Below are 22,777 nucleotides of genomic sequence, written 5' to 3'. Positions count from 1 at the left end.
CTATCGGTCAAGGTGTGCCTGGCTATGCATCCGGGCGGTATCCCCGCAGCAGCTTGGCAAGTAGCTCGTCTCTGCCCGCGACGAGCTCCGGGTAGGGACGCAGCGTCTTCACCAGTGCCTCCCCGTCGAACATGTCGGTGATCATGAAGACCAACGTGACGAGGTCCGCGTCGGATAGCCGGTCGGTTCCCGGCACCGATCGCGCCAACGCGACCATCTGAGCCCCGTATTCGGCCACCGCGACCTGCAAAGTCTCCCGTAACTGGGAGTCGGTGCGGGCGGCCACCATGAGTTCGTAGAGCACGGCGTTGATGGGCTCTTCCTTGAGAGAACGCATCACCGCCATCACGTCCTCGAATTCGGTGAGGCGATCGCCTGCCTCATCGAACTGCGCGCGCACGGTGGCCAGCTGGCGACGCAGGGTCTCACGCGCCACTGCGGCCATGAAATCGCCGACAGCCGGAAAATGGCGGAACAGCGCCCCATACGAGAGCCCGGCCCGCTTCGCGATCCGCTGCACGGAGGCACGCGAATAGCCCAGCTCAGCGATGGTGTCGATACCGGAATCGAGCAGCCGCGCGATCGTCGATTCACGGCGCTCGGCCTGGGTGGGACTCACGGGTGCACACTAGAGGAACGCGACACCAATGTGGCGCCCATCACTAACATTGTGATTGGTTGCCATCTTTTTTAGACTCGCCGTAACACCCAACGAAGGGCAGCCCCCATGAGCGACTACGACCTCATCATTCGCGATGGCCTCTGGTTCAGCGGCACCAATTCCGAACCCCGTAAGGCCAACCTCGGAATCAAAGAGGGGCGGGTTGCCACCGTCTCCACCACTGCGCTGGACGAGACCGATTGCCCCGAGGTGATCGACGCCGGCGGCAAGTGGGTGCTGCCCGGATTTGTCGATATCCACACCCACTACGACGCCGAGATACTGCTCAACCCCGGGCTCGATGAATCGGTGCGCCACGGCGTCACCACCATCGTGCTGGGCTGCTGTTCCATGTCGACCGTCTACGCCAAGCCCGAGGACGCCGCCGACCTGTTCAGTCGCGTGGAGGCAGTGCCACGCAAGCACGTGATCGGCGCGCTGAACGAATTCCAGGACTGGACCGATCCGGAGAGCTACGTCAAGAAAATCGACGCCTTGCCTCTTGGCCCTAATGTGACTTCCTTCCTTGGGCATTCGGATCTACGCGCCGCCGTCATGGGCCTGGGTCGGGCCACCAACAACTGGTCGTTCCCCACCCGCAAGGAACTCGACCGGATGGCCGACATGCTCGACAAGGCACTCGACGCGGGCATGCTCGGCATGTCCGGCATGGATGCCCCCATCGACAAGCTCGACGGTGACCGCTACCGCTCGCGGGCGCTGCCGTCGACGTATGCCTGGTGGCACGAGCGCTGGCGCCTCATCAACGTGCTGCGCAAGCGCGACCGCATTTTGCAGAGCGCCCCGAATATCAACAACCCACTCACCGCGGTGTTGTTCTTCCTATCCTCGGGAACTCGTTTCTTCAAGCGCCGCAAGGCTGTTCCCGTCAGTCTGCTAGTAGCAGCCGACTCCAAGAGCATCAAGGGCGCGAACGTGTTCTTCAGCGCCGCCGCCCGAATCGGTAACAAGGTCTTCAAGTCCAACGTCAAATTCCAGCACATGCCGCTGCCGTTCACGCTGTACTCCGATGGCATCGACCTTCCGGTGTTCGAGGAGTTCGGCGCCGGCACCGCAGCGCTGCACATTCGCGAGCAACTGGATCGCAATAAGCTGATGGCCGACAAGGACTACCGCCGCAAGTTCCGGCGCGAGTTCGCCATGAAGAAGCACATGCCGGGACTGTGGCACAAGGACTTCCACGATGCCGTCATCGTCGAATGCCCCGATGCCTCGCTGATCGGCAAGACCTTCGGCCAGATCGGCGACGAGCGCGGCATCGCGTCGCTGGACGCCTTCCTGGACGTGCTGGTGGAGAACGGCGAGAAGAACGTCCGATGGACGACCACGGTCGGGAATCATCGCCCCAAGGTGCTCGACGAGATGGCCAAGGACCCCAACTTTCAAATGGGCTTCTCCGATGCCGGTGCGCACCTGCGCAATATGGCGTTCTACAACTTCTCGTTGCGCTTCCTCAAGCGCATGAACGACGCACAGAAGGCCGGGAAACCGGTGATGCCCCTGGGGCAGGCGGTGCACCGGCTCACCGGCGAGCTGGCCACCTGGTTCGGGCTCGACGCCGGTTACCTGCGTGAGGGTGACCGCGCCGATTTCGTCATCATCGATCCGGAGAAGCTGGACGGCACCGTCGACGCCTACAACGAGGCACAGGCGCCGTTCTTCGACAACCTGTCTCGCATGGTGAACCGCAATGACGAGACCGTCGTGGCCACCGCGGTCGGCGGCAAGGTGGTGTTCCGTCTCGGTGAGTTCATCGAGGGCTACGGGCACGACCTGCAGACTGGTCGGTACCTGAAGGCCGGTGAGAAACTCGCCGTCCGATGAGCGCCGCGACGCGGCTCTCCACGTTCACCCATGACGGCCTGACCTTCGACGTTATCGACGAAGGTCCCATCGCCGGACCGGTGATTATTGCGCTGCATGGTTTTCCCGAGAGGGCCGACAGCTGGAACGATGTAATCCCGGTCCTCACCGCCGCCGGGTTTCGGGTGCTGGCCCCAGACCAGCGGGGCTACTCCCCCGGGGCCCGCCCCAAAGGCATACGGAATTACACACTCGACAAGCTGGCCGGGGACATCCTGGCACTTGCCGATCAGGCCGCAGCACCGAAATTCCATGTGCTGGGACATGACTGGGGTGCTGCGGTCGCATGGCAACTAGCCGGCCAACATGCCGACCGCGTGCTCACCGCCTCCATTCTGTCGGTGCCACATCCGCGAGCGTTTCTCGCCTCGTTGCCGCGCGGGCAGATTCTGAAGTCCTGGTACATGCTCTTCTTCCAGCTGCCGTGGCTGCCAGAACGGCAGACAACGCGGAATGGTCCACTCATCCGCAAGTTAGCGCGCGATATGAAGCTCAGCGAGACCAAGGTTCAGGAAACACTGGAGTTGGCACGCGAGCCGGGCGCCGCCACCGCGACCATCAATTGGTACCGCGCCATGCGGTACGCCAATCCGGCCGGTCCGGGGCGAATCCAGATCCCCACGCTGTATGTGTGGAGCACCGACGATGCCGCGCTGGGCCGTGCGGCGGCCGAAAACACCGCTAAGTACGTCGACGGGCCGTATCGGTTCGAGGTACTTGAGGGTGTTTCCCATTGGATCGCCGCGGAACGACCCGAGAAGACGTCGGGGCTGGTGCTGGAGCACATTAAGGCACATACGAATTAGGCCGCAGGGCTAGAGGTCCACCACAATCCGGGCACCCGCAGATACGGCTCGAGATACGCACACCAACATGTGGCCCGCGGCCCGCTGCTGCTCGGTGAGGGTGCCGTCGCGATGCTCGATATCACCGGACAGCACACGCTGTACGCACGTCCCGCAGAACCCTTGCCGGCAGGAATACCCCATGTTTGGCCGCGCGGCCCGAAGTGCGTCCAGTGCAGTCTGCTGCGGCGCGACGGTGAGCACGTCTCCGGTACGCGCCAGCTCCACCTCGAACTCCATACCGTCGGCGACAAGTGGCGGCGAGAATCGCTCGGCATGTAACTCGACGCCCTGCGGGATGTCTCGGAACACCGACTGCATCATCAGCGGCGGACCACACATGTAGACCGCCGTTCGTTCATCTGTTTCGTCGAGAAGCTCAGCGGCACAAGGTAGCCCGTCCTGGTCGTCGGTGCGCACCCGAACCTTATCTCCGAACGCAAGCAATTCACCCATGAACGGCAGGCTGTCTCGGTTCCGACCCGTGTAGCACAAGGTCCAGGGCACGCCGAGGCGCTCGGCTGCCCGAACCATGGGCAGGATCGGAGTAATGCCGATACCGCCGGCGATGAAGCGGAGACTACTGGCCCGCGAGGCCGCTCCGGGCAATGCCAGCATGAAGGCATTGCGGGGATCGCTGATATCGACTCGTTGACCTACCTCCAACCCGTGCATTTCCACGGATCCGCCGCCGCCATTCTCGATGCGACGCACCGCAATTCGATACTCACGCGGTTGCTGCGGATCACCGCATAGCGAGTATTGACGCGTTAGCCCAGACGGAAGGTGGACGTCGATGTGCGCCCCCGGATGCCAACACGGCAATGGTTCACCGTCATCGGTCGCAAGCGCCAGCTGCACAACCGCCGTGCCACGGGCGAGCACCGTGCGATCCGCTACTCGCACTGTCCGCCGGTTTGCGGCGTGCGGAAGTTCGGGCAGTTCACGATCGCCGCCAAGACGCATGACCAACGAAATAAAGTGCGGGACTGTCGCACCCGCTATGCGAATCAAGGCGTCCGGGCGGTTGACCCGGTAGAGCCCAGGGGGTGGTTCACCCGTGTACGGCTTGAGCAGACCCGTTGCGAGCCGTGACAATCGACCGTCAACCATGGAAAAGCCGCGCCGCCGGAGAGGCCGCCAGATAGGCGATCGCCTGCGCGGTACTACCCTCATCCACCGGGCTGTAGTCTCGGTTGAGCAGCCGCAGCCCACTGCGGGCCATGTAACCGGCAGTGGGCACCGCACCCTGCCGCCCGGAGCCGCGCAGCTTCCACAAAAGCCGGATGTAGCCGATATTGGGCAGGGCTGGATCTTCGTGGACAAGGAACCTGGTGCCGCGCAGAAGCATTACGAAGAAGACAAGGCTGACCAGCACCCCGGACACGACTTGGGCGAAATAGTCCATGCCGAAGTACTTCGCCACGTTGTACGAGACATGCCGGTGTTCCACTTCTTCGGCTCCATGCCACCGGTACAGATCGCACAACGTCGGGTCGACACCCATCTCGTCCCATGAATTGTTCAGTGCCCAATGGCCGAGCACACCGGTGTAATGCTCTGCGGCACAAAGCGCATGGGTTCCGGAGGCCATTGCCTTGCGCCGGTTCGTCCTATTCGCTCGCGCGGAGCGATGCTCGTATTGAGTCGCGACCCACTCCAGTTGACGAGTGAACGGCACCGGATCGATCCCATGTCGGCGTACATAGTCGACCAAGACTTCATCATGGGTCTTCGCATGGACGGCCTCCTGCCCGATGAAGCCGACGATCTCCTCCCGCAGACGCTCGTCTCGTACGTATTCAAGCGCATCTGATAACAACGCACTGAACCAGCGCTCGGCCACCGGCAGGAACAAATTGAGTGCCGTCACGACATGCGAAGCGTACGGATCGCCAGGAATCCAGTGCAGCGGCGACCTGTCCCACTCAAAGTGGACATTTCGTGGGCGTAACGCCACTTCCTCGGGGGCATACCTATCTATCGCCATTGGCCCTCCTTGCTCGCAACATGCGCAAAATACACCGATTGAGTCGGTTTTCTTGCGCCTCTCGAGTAATTCGTTGCCGACGGCCCTCTGGACAGGTGTTGTTCGGTCTGGGGGGCGCATCGGACCGAACACGCCCTAGCGGCTACTGGGATTCCAGTACCGCTGCAGCGTCCTGCAGCCCGCGGATGGCCGCGGCAATCGCCGGTCGGTGCTGGGCACCGGGACGGGCCAGCACCTCGTACAGCCGCCCTGCCCGGACCTCACGAATGACCAGTCGCGCCACCCGCGGGCTCCGGCTCACGTATCGCGGCATCAAGGCGATGCCATGGCCGTGGGCAACCATGTCTTCGACAATCTGGAAATCCTTGAACCGGAACCGGACTCGGGGCCGAATGCCCGCCGATACCCCGAGTGAGACCAGGACATCGTCCACCGGGAACCCCTCGGGGACACTGATCCAGGTCTCGTCCGCCAGCTCACCCGGCGTCACCGAGCCACGCCCCGCCAGCGGGTGATCGTTGTGCACCAGGAGATCGATCGGCTCTCGCATGAGCGTCATCGACCACACCCGCGCGGACCGCAGGGCAGCAGCCCGCTCGTCCCGGTGCGTGACAACAATGTCGTACTCGGTCAGCAGCCCGGGGGCCTCGCTGTACGTCACGTCCTCGTCGCCCGGCCGCACATCCACCACACCCTCGACGGCGGCGACGAGCCTGGGCAGCAGCAGACTCCCACCGGAGGGGAACGACGCGATCCGCACGACCGGTTGTGTCCCCTCCCGGTAGGCCACCATCTCCTCCGCCGCCCGGTCGACGGCGGCAATCACCTCGTCGGCGCGCAGCACCAGTGCGCGGCCGGCCTCCGTCAGTGCGATGCCCCGCCCGTCCTGCCGCAACAACGGCACGCCCGCCTCGCGGGCCAGTACCTTCAACTGCTGCGATACCGCCGAAGGGGTGAGCCTCATCGCATCGGCGACCTCGCCGACGGAGCCGCGATCGGCAAACTCACGCAGAATCCGCAGGCGGCGCACATCCATTAAGAAAATCTACATTAATAGTGCACATTAATTAGATTGTGCTGAATCGATTCCGTACGCAGGATCGACGGCATGACAACCCGGCACCGTCTCCTCGGACTGACCGTCGCAGTGCTGTGGGGCATCAATTTCCTGGCCATCCACGCTGGGCTGGACCATTTCCCGCCGGTCTTCTTCGCCGGGCTGCGGTTCGCGGTGCTGGCGGTTCCGGTGATCCTGTTCGTGCCGTGGCCACGGGTTCCGATGCGGTGGTTCCTGTTGTACGGAGTCGGGTTCGGCACCGTCCAGTTCGCGTTCCTGTTCCTTGCCATGGCGAACGGGATGCCGACAGGCCTTGCCTCCCTGGTGCTCCAGGCCTCGGCCCCCTTCACCGCGATCCTGGGCGTGCTGCTGCTCGGCGAGCGGATGTCGGGCCGTCAGATCGCGGGTATCGCTCTCGCCGTCGGCGGTATGGCGGTCATCGCGGCTGATCGCGCGGCACACGGCGCGTCCGCCGCGCTGGTCCCGGTAATCCTCACGCTGCTCGGCGCACTGGGTTGGGCATTCGGCAACATCGGGAGCCGAAAGGCCATGGCCGGCAACACCGATCCGCGCACACCGCTGCGCCTCACCCTGTGGATGTCGGTGGTGCCGCCCATCCCGCTGTTCGCGCTGTCGGCAGTCACCGAGGGGCCATCGGCAGGGTGGCACGCGGTGGCCTCGATCGGTGAGCGCAGCGGACTGATCGCCCTCGGCGGCCTGGTGTACATCGTGCTACTGGCCACCGTGGTGGGCCTGGGCCTGTGGACCTACCTGATGGGCCTGTACCCGGCGAGCCGGGTGGCACCGTTCTCTCTTCTGGTTCCGGTCGTGGGTATCACCGCGTCCTGGCTGATTCTCGGCGAACAGCCGACCATGCTGGAACTCGCCGGAGCGGCGGTGGTGATCACCGGCTGCCTGATCGGTATGACGGCCCGCCCGCCCGCCCGCGCACCCCGCGGCGACGCGGACCCGCTGGTGCCCCGCGAGCTATCCGCGGCCTGCGCCCCGACGACGGGCCACTAACCTAGAGACATGTCCAGCGTCTTCACGAAGATCATCAACGGAGAACTGCCGGGTCGGTTCGTCTACGAGGACGACGACGTCGTCGCGTTTCTGACGATCGCGCCGATCGCCCAGGGACACACCCTGGTGGTGCCGCGAGCCGAAATCGACCAGTGGCAGGACATCGATGCGGACGTCTTCGCGAAGGTCAATCTCGTCGCACAGCGCTTAGGCCGCGCCATCCGCAAGGCCTTCGACGCACCGCGTGCCGGTTACATCATCGCGGGCATGGAGGTGCCGCACCTACACGTGCACGTGTTCCCCGGCTACCAACTGACCGACTTCAGCTTCGAGAACGCCGATCCCAACGCTTCGGCGGAATCCCTCGACGAGGCGCAGGCGAAGATCAAGGCTGCGCTGGCTGAGATCGGCTAGTCCGCAGGATCTTTGGCGCAGGCCCCTCAGCCTCCGGCACCTCAGTATCTACGTCCTCGATCTCGGCTTCGTCGTCGGTCATATCGGCACGCGGCAACCGCACCTCGAATCGGCAGCCCTCGCCGGGCGCGGTGTGCACGGTGACGGTGCCGTCATGTGCGGCGGTGAGGGCGTCGACGATCGACAGCCCCAGCCCCGTACCGCCACTGCTGCGGGTGCGTGACGTGTCGGCACGATAAAACCGCTCAAAGACACGTTCGGCGTCGGTTTTCGTCATGCCTGGTCCCGCATCGATGACCTCCAGGACGGCGTCATCTCCCTCGGTGCCCACCCGGACCCGGACGGCCGCGGTGGTGTGCCCGAGCGCATTGCTCACCAGGTTCCCCAGCACCTGGCGCAACCTCAGCTCGTCGCCGATGACCTCCGGGGTGCCGGGGCCATCAAAAACTTCCAGTTCCACATCACGTTCTGGCGCAGTGGCTTTCGCATCGTGCACGGCATCGGTGGCCAACACCAGTAGGTCGACGAGCCGCTGTTCCATGGGCCGATGCGCGTCCAGTCGCGCCAACAGCAGCAAGTCCTCCACGAGCTGACCCATGCGGGTCGACTCCCCTTCGATCCGGCCCAGCACCAGCTCGATGTCGGTGGCCGCGCCCTGGCGGTAGAGCTCGGCGTAGCCGCGGATGGTGGTCAGCGGTGTGCGCAATTCGTGACTGGCGTCGGTGATGAACCGGCGCATGCGCTCCTCGGAGGTACGGGCCGTCTTCGCGGACTTCTGCGAATCGGCCACCGCACGCTGAATCTGCGCAAGCATTCCATTGAGCGCCAACGATAATCGGCCCACCTCGGTGCGCGGATCACGTTCCGGTACCCGCCGATCAAGATGACCCGCAGCGATATCGGCTGCCGTCGCCTCCACCTCGGCCAGCGGCCGCAGGCTGCGGTGCACCAACCAATATCCGGCAATACCAAGCACAGTCAGCACGGCGATCCCTATCGCCACCTGCAACCACAACAGGTCTCGTGCCGTGGTGCGCACATCGGTGATGTCGCGGGCAACGGTGGTGTATCCGCCCAGCGCGTCGTGGCGGGACACCGCACGCCACTCCGTGGTGCCGTCGGCCGAGCGCACCGTCACGGGACGGCCGCCCACATCATTGTCGAGCGGTAGGTCCGGATCGGCGCGGGCGCGGTCATTGAGCATGATGACCACCCGTCCGCGGTCATCGGTGGTGCGGATGAAGAACAAGGACGGGGGCCGATGCCGGTTGGTGTCGAAGGCCGGCGGCGGTGGAGGTGGCCGGTTGGCCCACCCATTCGCGGCATCGATCAGCTCGCGATCGGCGCGGTTCATCATGGTGCGCTGCATGGTGGTAGTCACCGCAATGCCAGATGCCACCAACCCCAGCGCAACCAGAACCAAGGTTCCGACCACGAGGCTCACCCGCAGCGGTACACCCCGACGAACGCCGGGGCGGGTACTCACCGCGGCTCGCGCAATACGTATCCCACGCCACGAAGCGTATGCAACAACCGCTTCTCGCCGTTGTCGATCTTGCGCCGCAAATACGAGACGTAGGACTCGACGACGTTCACATCGCCGCCGAAGTCATAACGCCACACATGGTCGAGGATCTTGGGCTTACTGAGCACGGTGCCTGCGTTGATCATGAAGTACCGCAGCAGCGTGAATTCGGTGGGCGAGAGCGCAACCGGCTCGCCGGTCTTCCACACCTCGTGAGTGTCCTCGTCGAGCTCGATATCGGCGAAGCTGAGTCGCGACTTGCGAGCAGGCTCCGAGCCCATCCCGGAGCGACGCAGGATCACCCGCAGCCGGGCGACCACCTCTTCCAGGCTGAACGGCTTGGTCACGTAGTCATCGGCGCCCAGCGTCAGCCCGGCGATCTTGTCCTGCAGACCGTCACGGGCGGTCAGGAACAGCGTCGGCGCGTCGATCCCGTCGGCGCGCAGGCGGCGTAGCACCCCGAATCCGTCCATTCCGGGCATCATCACGTCGAGGATCACCGCATCGGGACGAACCGTGCGAGCCAGATCCAGGGCGGCGGCGCCGCTGTCGGCGGTATAGACGTCAAACCCCTGGAATTTCAGACTGACCGAGAGCAGTTCGACAATGTTCGACTCATCGTCGACCACCAGCACCTTGGCGGGGGTGGTGCCGTTGACGGGAAACGTTCCTTGATGTGTCTCTGTCGTGATGCTCACCTCCGACAATCTTCCCCTCAAAATTTACGGTGCGCTGGATCTTCGCTGTGAGGTTCCTGTGAGTTCTTCACAGGAGATTGTCAGCCAACCGCGCAAAGTCACCCTAGAGTTGTGCCATGAAGCTGGTGTCGCTGATCACCGCGCCGCTCAAGATTTCGCTGGCCGTTGCCGATACCGGCTTGGCCGTGGCTGCCAAGGCGATCGATACCGGGCGCGAAATTCTCGCTGAACTTCCCGACGGACAGCCCCACGACGGCCGACCTGACGCCCCCGGGGCAGGCCTGGTCGGCACCGTCGAATCCCTGCTAGGGCTGGTCGGACGCAAGAGCCCGCTCAGCTCGGCGATGAAGGTCGCCGAGCTCATGGAAGACGACAAGCCCCTTGGCAGGGCGCTGCGACCAGGTGGACCGGTAGAGCGCGTCATGGCGCCCGGCGGGCTTGCTGATCGGCTCACTGAGCCCGGTGGTGTGCTGGACCGGCTCTTCGCCAAGGACGGGCCCGTCGATCGACTCACCTCACAGGACGGCGCCCTGGACCGGGCGCTGGCACCGGGCGGGCTGGTCGACCAGCTGCTCGCCGAGGATGGGATTCTCGAACGGCTGATGCGCGAGGAGGGCGTCCTGGACAAATTCACCGCGAAGGACGGTCCGCTGCAGCAGCTGGCCAACCTCTCGGAGACGGCCGCCAAGGTGGCGCCCAACATTGATGCACTAACACCCACCATCGAGCTGCTGACCGACACCGTCTCGGCACTCAGCTCCGTGGTCGGCCCGCTGGGCAGTTTCCTACCGCGCCGCCGGCCGTCGCGACCGTCCAGCTCACCACGACCGATACGGTCCGAACGGGTTATCGAAGGTGAGATGTAGCGGGCGGCCTAGTACGACTTTCCGTCCGCGTAGCGCTGTCGGCGAAAACTGCGGCCATTGCCGCGATTGCGGCTCTTGTAGGTCGGCAGTTGCGAGTCGCAGTTCGGGCAGACGAGTCGCAGATTCTCTCGACAATTGTTGGCCGGGTTTCCGTCGATATGGTCCAAGACCAGTACGAGCGGGGAGTCTTGCCAGATGCTCGCTCCGCTGCAGATCGCGCAACGGCCCGATTGAGCCTCGGCGAGAAAGAGCCGAATGAAGTGGCTCTGCTCGCTGCGCACCCTGGCCTCACCGGACTCCAGCCACAGTCTGGTACTGACGTCGCGTCGGGCTGCCGCCTGACAAGCATTGCCGCAATAGATCTTCTGGCTTCGCATGGAAAGTGGTGCGCCGCAAGCAAGGCACAGTCTCATGGGCTGAAATTACGTGACGGCACCGACATGCCGAATAGCGCGTTGAGCCCCCTGTCAGGATTGAACTGACGACCTTCGCTTTACAAGAGCGGTGCTCTACCACTGAGCTAAGGAGGCAATGGAACGTCGTATAGCTTAGCGGTCTTCGTCGACGCCGCGTTCGGAGACCGCCGCACGCAGCCAGGTACTGCCGCTGCGACAGCAGTCCTGACGAATCCCTACGCTCGATGTCACTCAGGGGCTCAGCCCTTGAGCAGCAGCGCCACCAGCAGCACGACCATCCCCAGCAGCAGGACGCTGAGGAACGTCGGCATATGGCTCGGCGGCAGGTCGGCATCACGGCGCATCGCGTCCTGCACCCGGCGCCGCCGTCGCGCGGCCGCCATTGCCAGCACGCCGCCGGTGATGACCAACAGGATGCTTGCCACGTGCCGGGCACCCGGAATCCAGAACTCCGGAACGAACTGCATGAGGGCTACCCCGCTGGCGATGAGGGCCAGCGAGGTACGCACCCAGGCCAGATATGTCCGCTCGTTGGCGAGCGTGAATCGGTAATCGGGTTCGGCGCCAACGGATTCACCGACGGTCACGAGCCGTACTTCAGCCATAACGGCACCACCTTGTTGAGGCGGTCCATGAACTTCTGCAGTCCCACGCGGTGTTCACCGAAGCCCATCGGGTCAATCCGATACTCGGGGAAGGCAATTCCGGCCCCAAACAGACCGGGAGCGATGATCCCGGTGGCGGCATTGCACTCCAGGTGCCCCCACTGCGGGGCAGCGGGTATCGGCCTCGGACTGAACCCCACGGTGTACACCGCGTAATCGCAGCTTTGGAGCAGCTCAGCGTATTCAGGGCTGTCAACGAGGCAGCGCTGCAACCGGTCCGGCAGCACGCCGTCGATGTTCTCCCGCGCCCACCGTGCGGCCTCGCCCTTCAGGCCGGTGTCGTCGAACAGCGTCCAGTCCCCCATGTCGACCGCATAGCGCAGTGGGCCACGATAAAAGTTGATCACCTTGGCCGCCGGCCCGGCCAGCAAGTTGGGCAAGGCGATCATGCTCGAGTGTGACGCGCCGAAGACGGCAACAGTGGCCCCCTCCAGCGGCTGCGCGGCGAGCTTCTCGGGATTGAGTGCCGTCTCGATCGGGATCTCGTTCAACCACGGGTAATCGAGCGTCTTAGGAACCGAACCGACCGCGAGGATCACGTTCTTCGAAGTGATATCGCCCATTTCGGTCCGCACGGTCCACCGGCCGCCCTGCAGTGACAGACCCGTCGCGGTGGTGCGCAGAGCACGCACTTGGTCACAGAGCTGCCCGGTGATCCACACCAGCGGGTCCGCCACCTCCCCGAGCAGACAGGTATCCGTGGGCGCCAGGTCGTTCAGCGCGAAATGTGGTGCATGGGCGAATCGGAAGGATTGCGCGCCCGTGAGGTAGTTGATGAAAAGCTTCACCGACGTATTGCTCGGCACGGCACGCCATTTCGTGCCAAAGTCACCCGCGGCGAACTCAGGGTCGATCCAGGCGATCGCGCCGGATGGCACTCCGTGGTCGAGGAGCTTCCCCACTGCCGCAATGCCTGCGGGGCCCGCGCCGACCACTGTCCATCCGTACTCGCTCACTGTGCTGCCCTTCTCTGCGTGGAAAATCTAGGAACGCCACCGCTGATGCTCCCGGCGACTGTCTTCGATTGTTCTGTGCAAAGACGCCCATGAGTAGTGACCAATCCGTGGGCAGCCCCAAAGTTTTGCTTATAAACACAGGTAGAGTGGCTATCACTGTTCCGCGTTGTCCGTTTCCCAGGTACTCGGGAGCATCGGAACCACCTGCCGGGTGTCATCTGATCCGAGTCTGACCGCTCTGGCGGTCTGCGTACTGGTCGCGGCGGGCGCGGTGCCCGCGAATCCCAGCGGGCCGGCACCTCTACCGGTCGCAGCGTGCTCGCCAGCCTCGGTGGAGTACCCGGCCGTTGCGCCCATACCGGCTGTTTCTTCCAGGTATTCGTAGCGTTGGCCGCCGATGCGGGCCTTGCTCTTGCTGCGCTGTCTGCGCCGGACCGGAGCCATCGCCGTAACAGTTGCCGCCGCGGCGGCGTCGATGGTCCCGACGGCAGATTCCGACGATTTCGCCGTGCCCTTGGGGCCAAAGCTCACCCCGGGCGGCACCAAACCGGGTATGGCATAAGTGATCCCGCTCATCGATGCAGGAGGGGCGGACGGAGCCGGGGTAGTCGCGCTCGGCGCCGGAGTGGCCGGCGACGCACCTCCCGAAGGCGCAGCGGACATGGCAGGCAGGGGTACAGCCGCCACGCTCACCTCCGGGCGGTGCACGGCCCTCAGGGCTGGTCTGTCCGCAGAGGGTGTCACCGCCGGAGCCGGAACCACTGCCGGAGTGGGCCGAAGGTGTACCAGTGCCGCCAAACCGCTCAGCCCACTGAGGGCAGGGATGAGAAACGGCAGCAGGTATGAGGCGTAATACGGGTACCAGAGCAGGTCATAGAGGAAGAGCATGATCACAGCGAGCACGGCCGAGGTCGCCGGGTTGAAGCCCATCTTCTCGAACCACTGCTGAAAGCCCTGCAGCATCTTCATGATCTGGTCGGGGGAACCCGGGACATCCGATTGGTCACTGCGGGCCTCGCCGCCGGGCCCGAGAATCGGAGGCGCCTGCTGGGTCGGCGGTATCGCCGACGTCATGGCCTCAGTGGTCGCCTGATAGGTGCTCATGGTGGCGGCCGCCTGCACCCACATGCGGACATAGTCGGCTTCGTTCAGCGTGATCGGGATGGTGTTGATTCCAAAGAAGTTCGTGCCGACCAGCACCCCGTGCGTGACGTGGTTGATGGCCAGCTCCGCAAGCGTGGGCATGGCCGCCAGCGCACCACCATAGGCCGCCGCGGCCGTTTCGTGTTGCGTGGCAATGACAGCGCTCTCGACAGCGGCCTGCTCGAGCCAGGCCAGGTACGGCCCGTGGGCGGCCACATACTCCGCGGCACTCGGCCCCTGCCAACTGCTTGCCTGAACGCCGGCCAAGACCTGGGTCAGCTCGACCGCCGTGCGCGCATAGTTGTCCGCGATCTCTTGCCACTGCATGGCGGCAGCGAGCACCGCACCCGGACCCGGCCCCGAACTCAACAGCGCCGAATGCACCTCCGGCGGCTCCGCCATCCATATCGGTGCCGTCACCCGCCGCCTCCCTGCTGAATGGACGCAAACGGTTTCACGTCTCCATGGGAGTAGTCGGACCCTGCGCAAGAAAGTTCCCGCACAATCAGAATCAGCGTACGAAATCACATGTATCGTTGCGCGCCAGGAATTCCCACGTGCCGTAACCGTCCCGTACAGTCGGGCGCATGCCAGTCATCGATGCTCGACACCTCGACGGCGTGTCCGAGACCGCACTGCTCACGCTGCATCAACGCGCGACCGAGGCGGCCCGGCCGGACGGCATCATTGACGACCCGATGGCCATCGCACTGCACGCCGGCCTTGACTATGATTTTCAGCATTTCGGGCGCACACATCAAGCTACCGCCTTGCGCGCTTTGATATTCGACACGGCCACGCGGGAGTACCTGACGGGGCACCCGCGCGCGAGCGTGGTGGCCTTGGCTGAGGGATTGCAGACGAGCTTCTGGCGCGTCGACAACGGCGAGCTCACCTGGACGTCGGTGGACCTGGAGCCCATCGTGCGGCTGCGCAAGCAGCTTCTCCCGCAATCGGACCGGTTGCGCCACTGCGCTCAATCCGCGCTCGACTATTCGTGGATGGATCAGGTCGACGGCTCCGGCGGCGTGCTGATCACCGCCGAGGGCCTCTTCCAGTACCTGGAGCGCGAGCCGGTGTTCGACCTGATCACCGAGTGTGCCAAGCGTTTTCCCGGCGGCTGGCTGATCTTCGATTCCGTGCCGAAATTCCTTAGCACACACTCGCAACGCGGGATGAGACTCAGCGAGCAGTACACCGTGCCCCCAATGCCCTTCTCGTTCACTGCAAATCAGTACCGAGAACTGCGCGCCATCCCCGGCATCCACAGCGTCCGTGAGCTGCGGATGCCGGCCGGGCGCGGCAAGGTACTCCGCTGGGCCGGCCCGCTACTGTATGCGCTGCCCGGCCTCGACCGGCTGCGCGCACCGCACACCGTGATCGAGTTTGGCTGAGATACCGGAACTTTCGACTGAAACCCGCTATCCGGCAGCGACGGCGAAATCACCACCGGCCCGCACAAGCGTGTCGTGAACTTCTTCCACCGACAGCACACTGTCTGACAGAACGCGTACCGTCGAGGCACCCTTGGGGTCCAGGTCAACGGACACCTCGTGCACCGGGTCGAGTGCGGTCAGCGCCTCCGTCACTCCCATGACGCACGAGTTGCAGTGCATCCCGCTGATGGCGAAGATCTGCTCGGACATATCGTGTTTCCTCCTGAAATATTGACTCACAACAGATTTAGAGGCACGGGGCCTCCACGACACGGCGTTTATGCGCCCCATTTGGCTCCTTCGGCCATGTCGCGGGCGTTCATGGACAGGGTGTTGGTTTCGTGAGTGGTGCCCATGGCGCGGTAGGCGCGGATGAGTTCTTCCATGGCGGTGTTCCATTGGGCTTGCCAGGCGGCTTGGCTCATGGAGGTATCGCCGTGCCAGACGGCCTGCAGGGAGGCCTGCTGGGCGGCCAGGTCGGCGCCCAGGGCGGTCAGCACACCGGAGTAGGTGTTCATCTCGCCGGCGTGGGCGAGCATCGCGGGGTAGTTGAACGTGATCTGCGACATTTTTGTGTTTCTCCCTTGGTCTTAGACGCCGATGTAGCGGCTGGCGGCGGCGGCGTCCTCGGCCACGTAGGTGGCGGCGGCATCACCGAGGTTGATCTGGGCGATATCGAGCAGCGCGTTGACCTTGGCGGCCACTTCCACGAACCGGGCGTGCGCGGCCTGGAAAGCCACCGAAGACTCACCGACATGGAAGGCCTGCGCCGACATCGCGGCCTGCTCGGCCTGCGAAATCGTCGAACGCATCAACGCGGTCTTGGCACCGAAAGTGCCCTCAGCGGCCACCAAAGCCGGAATATGTGCATCAAGCAAACTCATGAAACTACCTCTCTGTCATCGTGTGGATTGTTCCGGGAACTACGCGATTCCCGGCATATACGTTGCGGCAGCCTGCATATCGCCGACCGTGTAACTCGTGGCCGCCTCGGTGACTCCGACGCCGGCCCGGCCCAGCTCATAGACGGCGCCGACCGCGGCAGCGTTGCGCTCGATGCCGTGGGCGCTGAATGCCAAGGCGCTCTGGATGGATACCGGGTCGGCCGCCGGCGGCACCACCGCGCTAATCACCGGCGCGGCAGCGGTATGTACGGCGGCAAGCCGCGCGGTCAAAGCCTCCACCGCGGCACTGGCGGCGGCCAGTCCCTCGGGAACGACGTTCAGGATCATGGCAAGTTCTCCTCCTCTGGGTGTGTTTCGGTCATTGAGAACGTCCCTGCACAAGCAGATCTCGGATCGACTCCGGTATCGCGGGGAGCTCGGTTACCGGCGCGGCATCAAGGGGGATGGTCGGATATCCGGCGAGATGTTCCGCGTAGGTCTGCGCGCCCAGTCGCATCCCGAGTCCCGCCCAGGCATCGATCACCGACCATCTCCGTGGGTTTCGCCTAGCCCAATCGCTGAGGTCCAGCACGCGTTTCCATGCACGCAGCTCCAGTTCCTCGAGGCCGTACCCTCCGAGAAACTCGGCGTAGGGAACGCTCCTGCCACGCACCACGGTGATTCCCCGGCCGAGCGTCGACGCATCTCCGGCCAGCCCAAGAATGGACATCGCCGCGGCGCTTCCCGTGGTCACCTCTTCGATCAGCGTGACGCAGGGAAAGGCTTGCAGCGCAAGACATGCGTCAACGATCGACACCAGCACATCGGTGCCGTCAACCAATTGACTTGCCTCTCCGAGCACCCGGGGCAGCCGCGCGAGCGTGAAGTCAAGCCCGAGCGGCGATGCCGCGACCACCAGTTCGGCCAGTGCCTTGGATGCCGCGTACGGATAGAGGGCTTCACGTGGATCGGTGACGCGTGCGGCGGCGGCCTCCGCATTGACCACGAATGTCGACATGTGGATCAACCGGGTGCCGTGCCCCGCGCACCCTTCCACGGCCGCGGATACCCACTCCACGTTGGCATCCCGGATATCGCGATAGGGAGCCAGCATGTTGGTGTTCCCGATGCAGTTGACCAGGGTGCGAGCCCCCGTCTCGCCCAGCAGTGTGTCCAGTGCTTCCGGGCCGAACCCGGGCTCGGCATGCCGGACCCTGACGCCACCGACGCCGCGCAGAGCGGGCCACGGTCCGGAATCGGGCAGCTCCGATCTCGTCACCAACACGACGTCGGGGCCAAGCGCACCGCGGCGTTTCAGGTCGAGCGTGGCTCGACCAAACCCGGTACCGACGATCCCCGACGCACCCAACACGATGATCGGTCCGTCCTCACTGACCTGTGAGTTGTTGCGGCGCAGTGTTGTGACGCGGGGAGCTGCCGTCAACCGCTCGAGGTCCGCGCCGATATCGATTGCGGTGTCGACGGCACCGAGCTCGACGCCTGCCGCGCCGGCCGCGGCAAGGTAAGCGGCGCTATCGGCACTGATCAGATCCAGTACCGAGAGTTGGCGTCCGAGATACCGCCGAGTGTCCGGCAGCATTCTGATCAGATCGAGCGAGCCAATTCCCTCGGCAAGCAGCGACGACTCCGCACCGATCTCCCGCCCGAGGCACCGACTCCAGACACGCGCTAGACCCGCGGCAGTTTCTACGGTCTCTGTCTCATCGGGCACTGCGTTCACAAACTGCGGCATGGTCAGCAGGCTGTCGTGGTCAATCTTGCCGTTCGGCTTACGGGGGATGCCCGACACACTCACCACGAAGAACGAGGAGACCCCGAGGTCCACGAGAAGACGTCTGATCCGCGCCGCTATTTTGTTGTCGTCCAGGTCCTTATGGGCCTGAAACCAGACCACCAGTGCACCACTGTGCAACCCCACACCGACATCGATGATTGCCGGGTCCTCGGATATGCGGCGGATCACTGACGCGGTGTCGATCCGCTTACCGGAGATCTTCACGATCGCATCGCGGCGTCCGGCGAAGGTGGGAAATCCGTCCTCGTCGAACACCACGCGGTCGGCGGTCGCGAATGCCCGCCTAGGCGCGCCGTCGGCGGAGCCGACCACGCCGAAGCTCTCGCCCGGTGTCCCGAGGTACCCCGCCGACACGGTGTCTCCGATGACGACGATTTCCCCAAACGCGACATAGACGGTGTTGGGCATGACCGGCAGACCCACCCGAAGCCGCTCTGAACCATCGCCCTGCGACTCCCCATCGATGGGCAGGTACGTCACGACGACCGTCGTTTCGGTCGGTCCGTAGCTCGAGACGAGTGAGACAGACTGAGCCCCCACGACCTCCACCCACTTGTCTACTGCGCCGGACCGAACGCCTTCACCGCCAACGACCACCTGACGCAGATCGGAGGCATCGATCACGGCCAAGGCCTCGGCGTCCTCACACAGCAGATGCCACACAGCCGTCGGCAGGTCGATCAGGGTGGGCCTCAGCTCCCGGATGTCCCGTACGAGGGCACCCAGATCTCCGGATTTCATTGCCGCGGAACGGAGCAGCTGTGCTCCGCAAACCGCCGCACCGAAGATCTCCTCGACGCTGATATCCGAGGTCAACGGCGCACATTGGAGAATGCTGTCCTGCGCACCCCAGCCATAGGCATGTCCGGCAGCACGGGCGAACAGAGCAAGTGCGCCGTGGGTGACCGGGACGAGTTTGGGCTGACCGGTCGACCCTGAAGTCGCCATGATGTACGCCGTCCTCATCGTGAGCGCAGTGTCCCGCGCCACCTCCTCGATGCGCTCGTCCACGAGGTCACGCATCGGACTTTCCAGCTCTAACGGGATCGGGGCCGCAGTATCGACCACACGCACCGCGACGCCGCCGTGCTCGACAATCGAATCGGCGCGCAGGGAGGCATCTTTCGCACTGTCACACACGCTGTACCCACAGCCGGCGAGGTGGCAGGCGATCAGAAGATCCACGGTCTTGTCAGTGTCATCGTCGACGCACACCACGATGTCGCCCGGTGCGATACCACTGGCGACCAGCCAGGCGATCCAGGGCTCGACGAATCGTCGCCTCTGCAGGAACCGCTGCACACCGCCTTCGGTGTCCAGGAACCAGGCGGGTGCCGCAGCGGGCTCGGTCTGCGTGCAGTCATCTCCCCGGCGACGAGTACCGTCGGCACCGATCCCAAACCACTCGTTCACGGTCATGGCAATCGGCAAGTCCCACATGGCTTCCATCGATCCCAGTGCCGCCGCGATCCGCTCGGCGATCCACGGATGCGTGGTTGCACCCTCCTGGTCCGCGCGGTGCCAGATAGACACGGTGAGAGTGCGCCGATCCTCGTCCATCACGCACGACACGGTCCTGCCCTCCACGGGACCGATATCCGTCGCATGCGGTGCGGCCGACAAAAATGGGCGTAGGGCGGGTGCGCAGGTCTCCCGGATGAAGTTGAAGGTCAGCGCCTCGACATGCGATGTCTTGTTGATAGCCAGATACATTCGGCGATATTGCTCCTCACGAAGCCACCGGCGCCGTGAGGCTCTGACATAGTCGCGATCAAGTGCCTCTACGACATCGCGCACAGAAGCAAAAGCAGGGAACCGGACCGGATGCGCGATGGAGTTGACCAGGCACGTTGCGACGTTCAGATCGGGTTCCCCGAACCTGTTGTCCACCGCATGAATCAGCAGTGTCGAGGTGCTCTGTCGCAGACTTGCTTCCACCGCAAGCGAAGCCGCCGCCGCCAGAATGTTCAACGGCACCTGCTTGGCCTCGGACAGCGCTTCGATCGCGTCGAAGGCCTTGCCGGATAGCGTTACCGATTCCTGCAGCTCACCTCTGGCCGCGCCCGCCGACTCGTCGCCAGGACTGAACCCGTGCCCTCCATGTCGTGACGCGTCGGTGAGCTCGCACTGGATTGCCGGGCCGAAACGTTGCAGCGACTCCTCGGCTTTGACGGCCTCAAGACCGTGCGCCGCCGCGATCTTCGCCAGTGCTGCACTCGCACAGGGTGCTCCGAATTCCGAAGTACCGGCTAGACGACGTCCGAGGTCGGCTTCTATCACCCCGATAGCGCCGCCATCGAGTAGGAGATGATGCGCGTGGATCTCGAGCCCCACCACCTGTCCGCCGGCACCTGTGCGGACGGTATACCGCACGAGCGGCTTGGCGGCGAGGTCCGTGGACCACATATGCACCAGCTCGCCGGCGGCCCGCGTTATCGGCTCCTCCCGCTCCGAAGCCACCGTCACGATGTCACTGAAATGCAAGCTCCGCATCAGTTCTGGATAGTGCGCGCCTTCCCGCACTGGTCCGAGGACACAGAGCTGCAGCGGGTTGACGGCTATTGCTCCCTCCAGCGCGGACAGGAACACGGGCAGCTCGATCGGATGAAGCCGATAACTCTTCCCGATGAGATACAACCCGGGATCATCGGCCTGTAACGCGCCGTTGTACATGTTCTGCTGTGACCTGCTCAACGGCACCCGGTCCACGCGCGGTTCCACCGCCAACGTCATGTGACGCCCTCGGGCTGTGCCTGCTCCAGTGCCTGAGCCCATCCGGCGATGGAAAGGTCTGAGACCAAACGCTTCTGCAGCTCCGAACCGCGAGTCACACCCAGCTGCTTCATCAACAGCACGAAACGCACCGAGTCGAGTCCCAACTCCCGCAGATCAGTGGCCTCACCGTCGAAGAGCTCCGACTCCGAGATGTACAGCACGTCACAGACTGCCGCCAGGATCCGGCTTCTTGTGGTTTCAGGCACCGGTCGGCGCCCCGGTGAGCGTGGCCGCCAAGGACGATCGCATGACCTTGCCGGACTGCGTCCGGGGGATGTCCTCGACAACGGCGATGATCGACGGCCTGGCCATCGATTCCGATTCCTGCCGATACTTCGCCGCGATCCGCTGCTTGAGCTCGGCCGTGCCTGGCCCATCGAGCTGTGCGGTGGGTACCACCGCCAACCCGACGAGCGCACCGAACTCCTCGTCCGGTATTTCGTAGCATGCCGCTTCGCCCACGCCCGCAACATTTTCGGCAATCCGGTCAACCTCGTCGGGCACCACATTGACCCCTCCGGAGATGATCATCTCCGAGGAGCGGCCCCTGATGTAGAAGAATCCATCGTCACGACGCTCCACCAGGTCACCGGTGTTCACCCATCCGTCGGCCAGCACCTCGCGGGTGCGATCGGGATTTCCCCAATACCCCAGCATGTTGGCCGGCGACTTGATCCACAGCGTGCCGTACGACGCGGACACACCGCCGTGTGTCGGGCCGCCGCTCTCGCCATCCGACAAGAAGGTCTGCACCCCTGGATAGGGACGCCCGACGGCGCCTTCCTCGATCCTGGCGATCGACTCGTCATCGGTCGGCAGACACAGTGCGGTACAGCCTGTTTCACTTAGTCCGTAGACCTGGGCTGTTCGCACCCCCGCTGCTTCGATGAACTGCACATCGGCCGGAATCGCCCGCGAGCCGCCATACGCGATGAATCGTAGCGAGGGCACGTGGGCTCCGGTGAGCTTGAGCTCGGATACCAATCTGGTCATGAGGGTGGGCACCAGACACGCGGTGGCCACCTCGTTACCGGCAAGCAGCTCCCTCAGCGATACCCCGCCCTCACCGCCGGTGACACACGACGCGCCGTGCATCAGCCCGTTGAGAATCCACCAGAGCCCACCAATATGGGTCGCGGGCAGCGGTGAGTAGGTCGTCTCCCCTGCCACCCAGTCGATCCAGCTCAGTCCCTCCTCGCGCAGGATGTCGGGGACTGCGAAGAACGTGCGGTTGGGCAGCAGCACAGCCTTCGGTTCACCCGTCGTGCCGCTGGTGAAGATCATGGCGAGCGGTTCGTCGGCATAGCCTTCGGGTTGTACTGCCAGCCAGTCTATTTCGATACCCGAGGAACGCACCGCGTCGGCCTCGTCCGCCGCATGCGGAACGATCGCGGCGGGGTCCGTTATCTCGCGGAACCGCGCGACGGCTGCCGGGGGCAGGGCGTTGTCGACCATGACGGCGATGGCTCCGAGCCGTGCGCACGCCAGTACCGAAAGATACGTCTGTGGACCGTTATCCGAAAGGATCATCACGCGGGACCCCCGAGTGACCGACGCGGCACGAAGTGTCGCAGCAAGCTTTTCGACTCCGGAAGCGAGCTCGCCATACGTCACCGCACCGGCACCATCACTGCGGCGCAGTGCGATGAGCCCAGGTCGCAGGCGGGCCTGTTCGAAGATCCGTTCCCACACAGTGGGCGGCGATTGAGACATGACGGTGGGG

23 protein-coding genes and 1 tRNA gene are annotated in these 22,777 nt (G+C 64.3%); 6 read left to right on the top strand and 18 right to left on the bottom strand.

Going from position 1 to position 22,777, the window contains the following annotated elements; genetic code table 11:
* Positions 1–22: 22 nt before the first annotated feature.
* Positions 23–619, bottom strand: a complete 597-nt coding sequence (locus DSM43276_RS02955) for a TetR/AcrR family transcriptional regulator (protein WP_078291785.1) — start codon at positions 617–619, stop codon at positions 23–25.
* Between the two features lie 108 nt (positions 620–727).
* Between DSM43276_RS02955 and DSM43276_RS02950 the strand changes: the two genes are divergently transcribed.
* Both DSM43276_RS02950 and DSM43276_RS02945 read left to right on the top strand, forming a co-directional pair.
* A complete protein-coding gene (locus DSM43276_RS02950; RefSeq protein WP_078331323.1) occupies positions 728–2,506 on the top strand; it encodes an N-acyl-D-amino-acid deacylase family protein in 1,779 nt (592 codons plus the stop codon).
* Positions 2,503–3,351 (top strand): alpha/beta fold hydrolase, encoded by an 849-nt coding sequence (locus DSM43276_RS02945; RefSeq protein ID WP_136628975.1) that lies wholly within the window; start codon positions 2,503–2,505, stop codon positions 3,349–3,351. Before DSM43276_RS02950 ends, DSM43276_RS02945 begins: the two co-directional genes overlap by 4 nt.
* A gap of 9 nt (positions 3,352–3,360) precedes the next feature.
* Here DSM43276_RS02945 and DSM43276_RS02940 read toward each other — a convergent pair whose 3' ends face one another.
* The 3 genes from DSM43276_RS02940 to DSM43276_RS02930 all read right to left on the bottom strand — a co-directional run bounded on the left by DSM43276_RS02940 (position 3,361) and on the right by DSM43276_RS02930 (position 6,416).
* Positions 3,361–4,503 carry a PDR/VanB family oxidoreductase gene (locus tag DSM43276_RS02940; protein ID WP_078331321.1) on the bottom strand — a complete coding sequence of 381 codons (1,143 nt, stop codon included), beginning with the start codon at positions 4,501–4,503 and terminating at the stop codon, positions 3,361–3,363.
* Positions 4,496–5,380 carry a metal-dependent hydrolase gene (locus DSM43276_RS02935; protein WP_078331320.1) on the bottom strand — a complete coding sequence of 295 codons (885 nt, stop codon included), beginning with the start codon at positions 5,378–5,380 and terminating at the stop codon, positions 4,496–4,498. The genes DSM43276_RS02940 and DSM43276_RS02935 overlap by 8 nt, the downstream gene beginning before the upstream one ends.
* Before the next feature lie 142 nt (positions 5,381–5,522).
* Entirely contained in the window at positions 5,523–6,416 is an 894-nt protein-coding gene (locus tag DSM43276_RS02930) for a LysR family transcriptional regulator (RefSeq protein ID WP_078291791.1), read from the bottom strand.
* A 72-nt stretch (positions 6,417–6,488) separates the two neighbouring features.
* Between DSM43276_RS02930 and DSM43276_RS02925 the strand changes: the two genes are divergently transcribed.
* A complete protein-coding gene (locus DSM43276_RS02925; protein WP_136628974.1) occupies positions 6,489–7,460 on the top strand; it encodes an EamA family transporter in 972 nt (323 codons plus the stop codon).
* Positions 7,461–7,469: 9 nt separating this feature from the next.
* Complete coding sequence (locus DSM43276_RS02920; protein WP_078331614.1) at positions 7,470–7,874, top strand: HIT family protein; 405 nt, start codon at positions 7,470–7,472, stop codon at positions 7,872–7,874.
* On the opposite strand, the gene DSM43276_RS02915 is transcribed toward DSM43276_RS02920, so the two are convergent.
* Both DSM43276_RS02915 and DSM43276_RS02910 read right to left on the bottom strand, forming a co-directional pair.
* Positions 7,846–9,360, bottom strand: a complete 1,515-nt coding sequence (locus DSM43276_RS02915) for a sensor histidine kinase (protein ID WP_211196705.1) — start codon at positions 9,358–9,360, stop codon at positions 7,846–7,848. The two genes, DSM43276_RS02920 and DSM43276_RS02915, sit on opposite strands and share 29 nt — an antisense overlap.
* Positions 9,357–10,097, bottom strand: a complete 741-nt coding sequence (locus DSM43276_RS02910; RefSeq protein ID WP_272909190.1) for a response regulator transcription factor — start codon at positions 10,095–10,097, stop codon at positions 9,357–9,359. Before DSM43276_RS02910 ends, DSM43276_RS02915 begins: the two co-directional genes overlap by 4 nt.
* 116 nt (positions 10,098–10,213) lie before the next feature.
* On the opposite strand from DSM43276_RS02910, the gene DSM43276_RS02905 reads away from it, so the two are divergent.
* Entirely contained in the window at positions 10,214–10,963 is a 750-nt protein-coding gene (locus DSM43276_RS02905) for a hypothetical protein (RefSeq protein WP_078331613.1), read from the top strand.
* 8 nt (positions 10,964–10,971) lie between these two features.
* On the opposite strand, the gene DSM43276_RS02900 is transcribed toward DSM43276_RS02905, so the two are convergent.
* From DSM43276_RS02900 to DSM43276_RS02880, 5 genes are all read right to left on the bottom strand, one after another.
* Positions 10,972–11,370, bottom strand: a complete 399-nt coding sequence (locus tag DSM43276_RS02900) for an HNH endonuclease family protein (RefSeq protein ID WP_211196751.1) — start codon at positions 11,368–11,370, stop codon at positions 10,972–10,974.
* Between the two features lie 51 nt (positions 11,371–11,421).
* Positions 11,422–11,493, bottom strand: a tRNA-Thr gene (locus DSM43276_RS02895).
* Between the two features lie 125 nt (positions 11,494–11,618).
* A complete protein-coding gene (locus DSM43276_RS02890; RefSeq protein WP_078303418.1) occupies positions 11,619–11,984 on the bottom strand; it encodes a YidH family protein in 366 nt (121 codons plus the stop codon).
* The gene (locus tag DSM43276_RS02885) at positions 11,963–13,000 is read right to left on the bottom strand and encodes an NAD(P)/FAD-dependent oxidoreductase (protein ID WP_078331611.1); all 1,038 of its coding nucleotides are present in this window, start codon (positions 12,998–13,000) and stop codon (positions 11,963–11,965) included. Before DSM43276_RS02885 ends, DSM43276_RS02890 begins: the two co-directional genes overlap by 22 nt.
* 153 nt (positions 13,001–13,153) lie before the next feature.
* Complete coding sequence (locus tag DSM43276_RS02880) at positions 13,154–14,563, bottom strand: PPE family protein (RefSeq protein ID WP_078331610.1); 1,410 nt, start codon at positions 14,561–14,563, stop codon at positions 13,154–13,156.
* Positions 14,564–14,730: 167 nt separating this feature from the next.
* Between DSM43276_RS02880 and DSM43276_RS02875 the strand changes: the two genes are divergently transcribed.
* A complete protein-coding gene (locus tag DSM43276_RS02875) occupies positions 14,731–15,537 on the top strand; it encodes a class I SAM-dependent methyltransferase (protein ID WP_136628973.1) in 807 nt (268 codons plus the stop codon).
* Between the two features lie 27 nt (positions 15,538–15,564).
* On the opposite strand, the gene DSM43276_RS02870 is transcribed toward DSM43276_RS02875, so the two are convergent.
* From DSM43276_RS02870 to fadD10, 7 genes are all read right to left on the bottom strand, one after another.
* A complete protein-coding gene (locus tag DSM43276_RS02870; protein WP_134086229.1) occupies positions 15,565–15,789 on the bottom strand; it encodes a heavy-metal-associated domain-containing protein in 225 nt (74 codons plus the stop codon).
* Between the two features lie 68 nt (positions 15,790–15,857).
* Positions 15,858–16,148 carry a WXG100 family type VII secretion target gene (locus DSM43276_RS02865; protein WP_078291808.1) on the bottom strand — a complete coding sequence of 97 codons (291 nt, stop codon included), beginning with the start codon at positions 16,146–16,148 and terminating at the stop codon, positions 15,858–15,860.
* A gap of 21 nt (positions 16,149–16,169) precedes the next feature.
* Positions 16,170–16,463 carry a type VII secretion protein EsxS gene (locus tag DSM43276_RS02860; protein ID WP_078324150.1) on the bottom strand — a complete coding sequence of 98 codons (294 nt, stop codon included), beginning with the start codon at positions 16,461–16,463 and terminating at the stop codon, positions 16,170–16,172.
* Positions 16,464–16,502: 39 nt separating this feature from the next.
* A complete protein-coding gene (locus tag DSM43276_RS02855; protein ID WP_078331608.1) occupies positions 16,503–16,811 on the bottom strand; it encodes a PE family protein in 309 nt (102 codons plus the stop codon).
* A 31-nt stretch (positions 16,812–16,842) separates the two neighbouring features.
* Positions 16,843–21,012, bottom strand: coding sequence for an AMP-binding protein (locus DSM43276_RS02850; RefSeq protein ID WP_078331607.1), 4,170 nt, complete (start codon positions 21,010–21,012; stop codon positions 16,843–16,845).
* Positions 21,009–21,260, bottom strand: coding sequence for an acyl carrier protein (locus DSM43276_RS02845; protein ID WP_078331606.1), 252 nt, complete (start codon positions 21,258–21,260; stop codon positions 21,009–21,011). Before DSM43276_RS02845 ends, DSM43276_RS02850 begins: the two co-directional genes overlap by 4 nt.
* A complete protein-coding gene (gene fadD10, locus DSM43276_RS02840; protein WP_412458704.1) occupies positions 21,253–22,746 on the bottom strand; it encodes a fatty acid--CoA ligase FadD10 in 1,494 nt (497 codons plus the stop codon). Before fadD10 ends, DSM43276_RS02845 begins: the two co-directional genes overlap by 8 nt.
* Positions 22,747–22,777 lie beyond the last annotated feature (31 nt).

This window comes from Mycobacteroides salmoniphilum (assembly GCF_004924335.1).
GTDB lineage: Bacteria > Actinomycetota > Actinomycetes > Mycobacteriales > Mycobacteriaceae > Mycobacterium > Mycobacterium salmoniphilum.
This window is presented reverse-complemented; position numbering and strand designations above follow the sequence as displayed.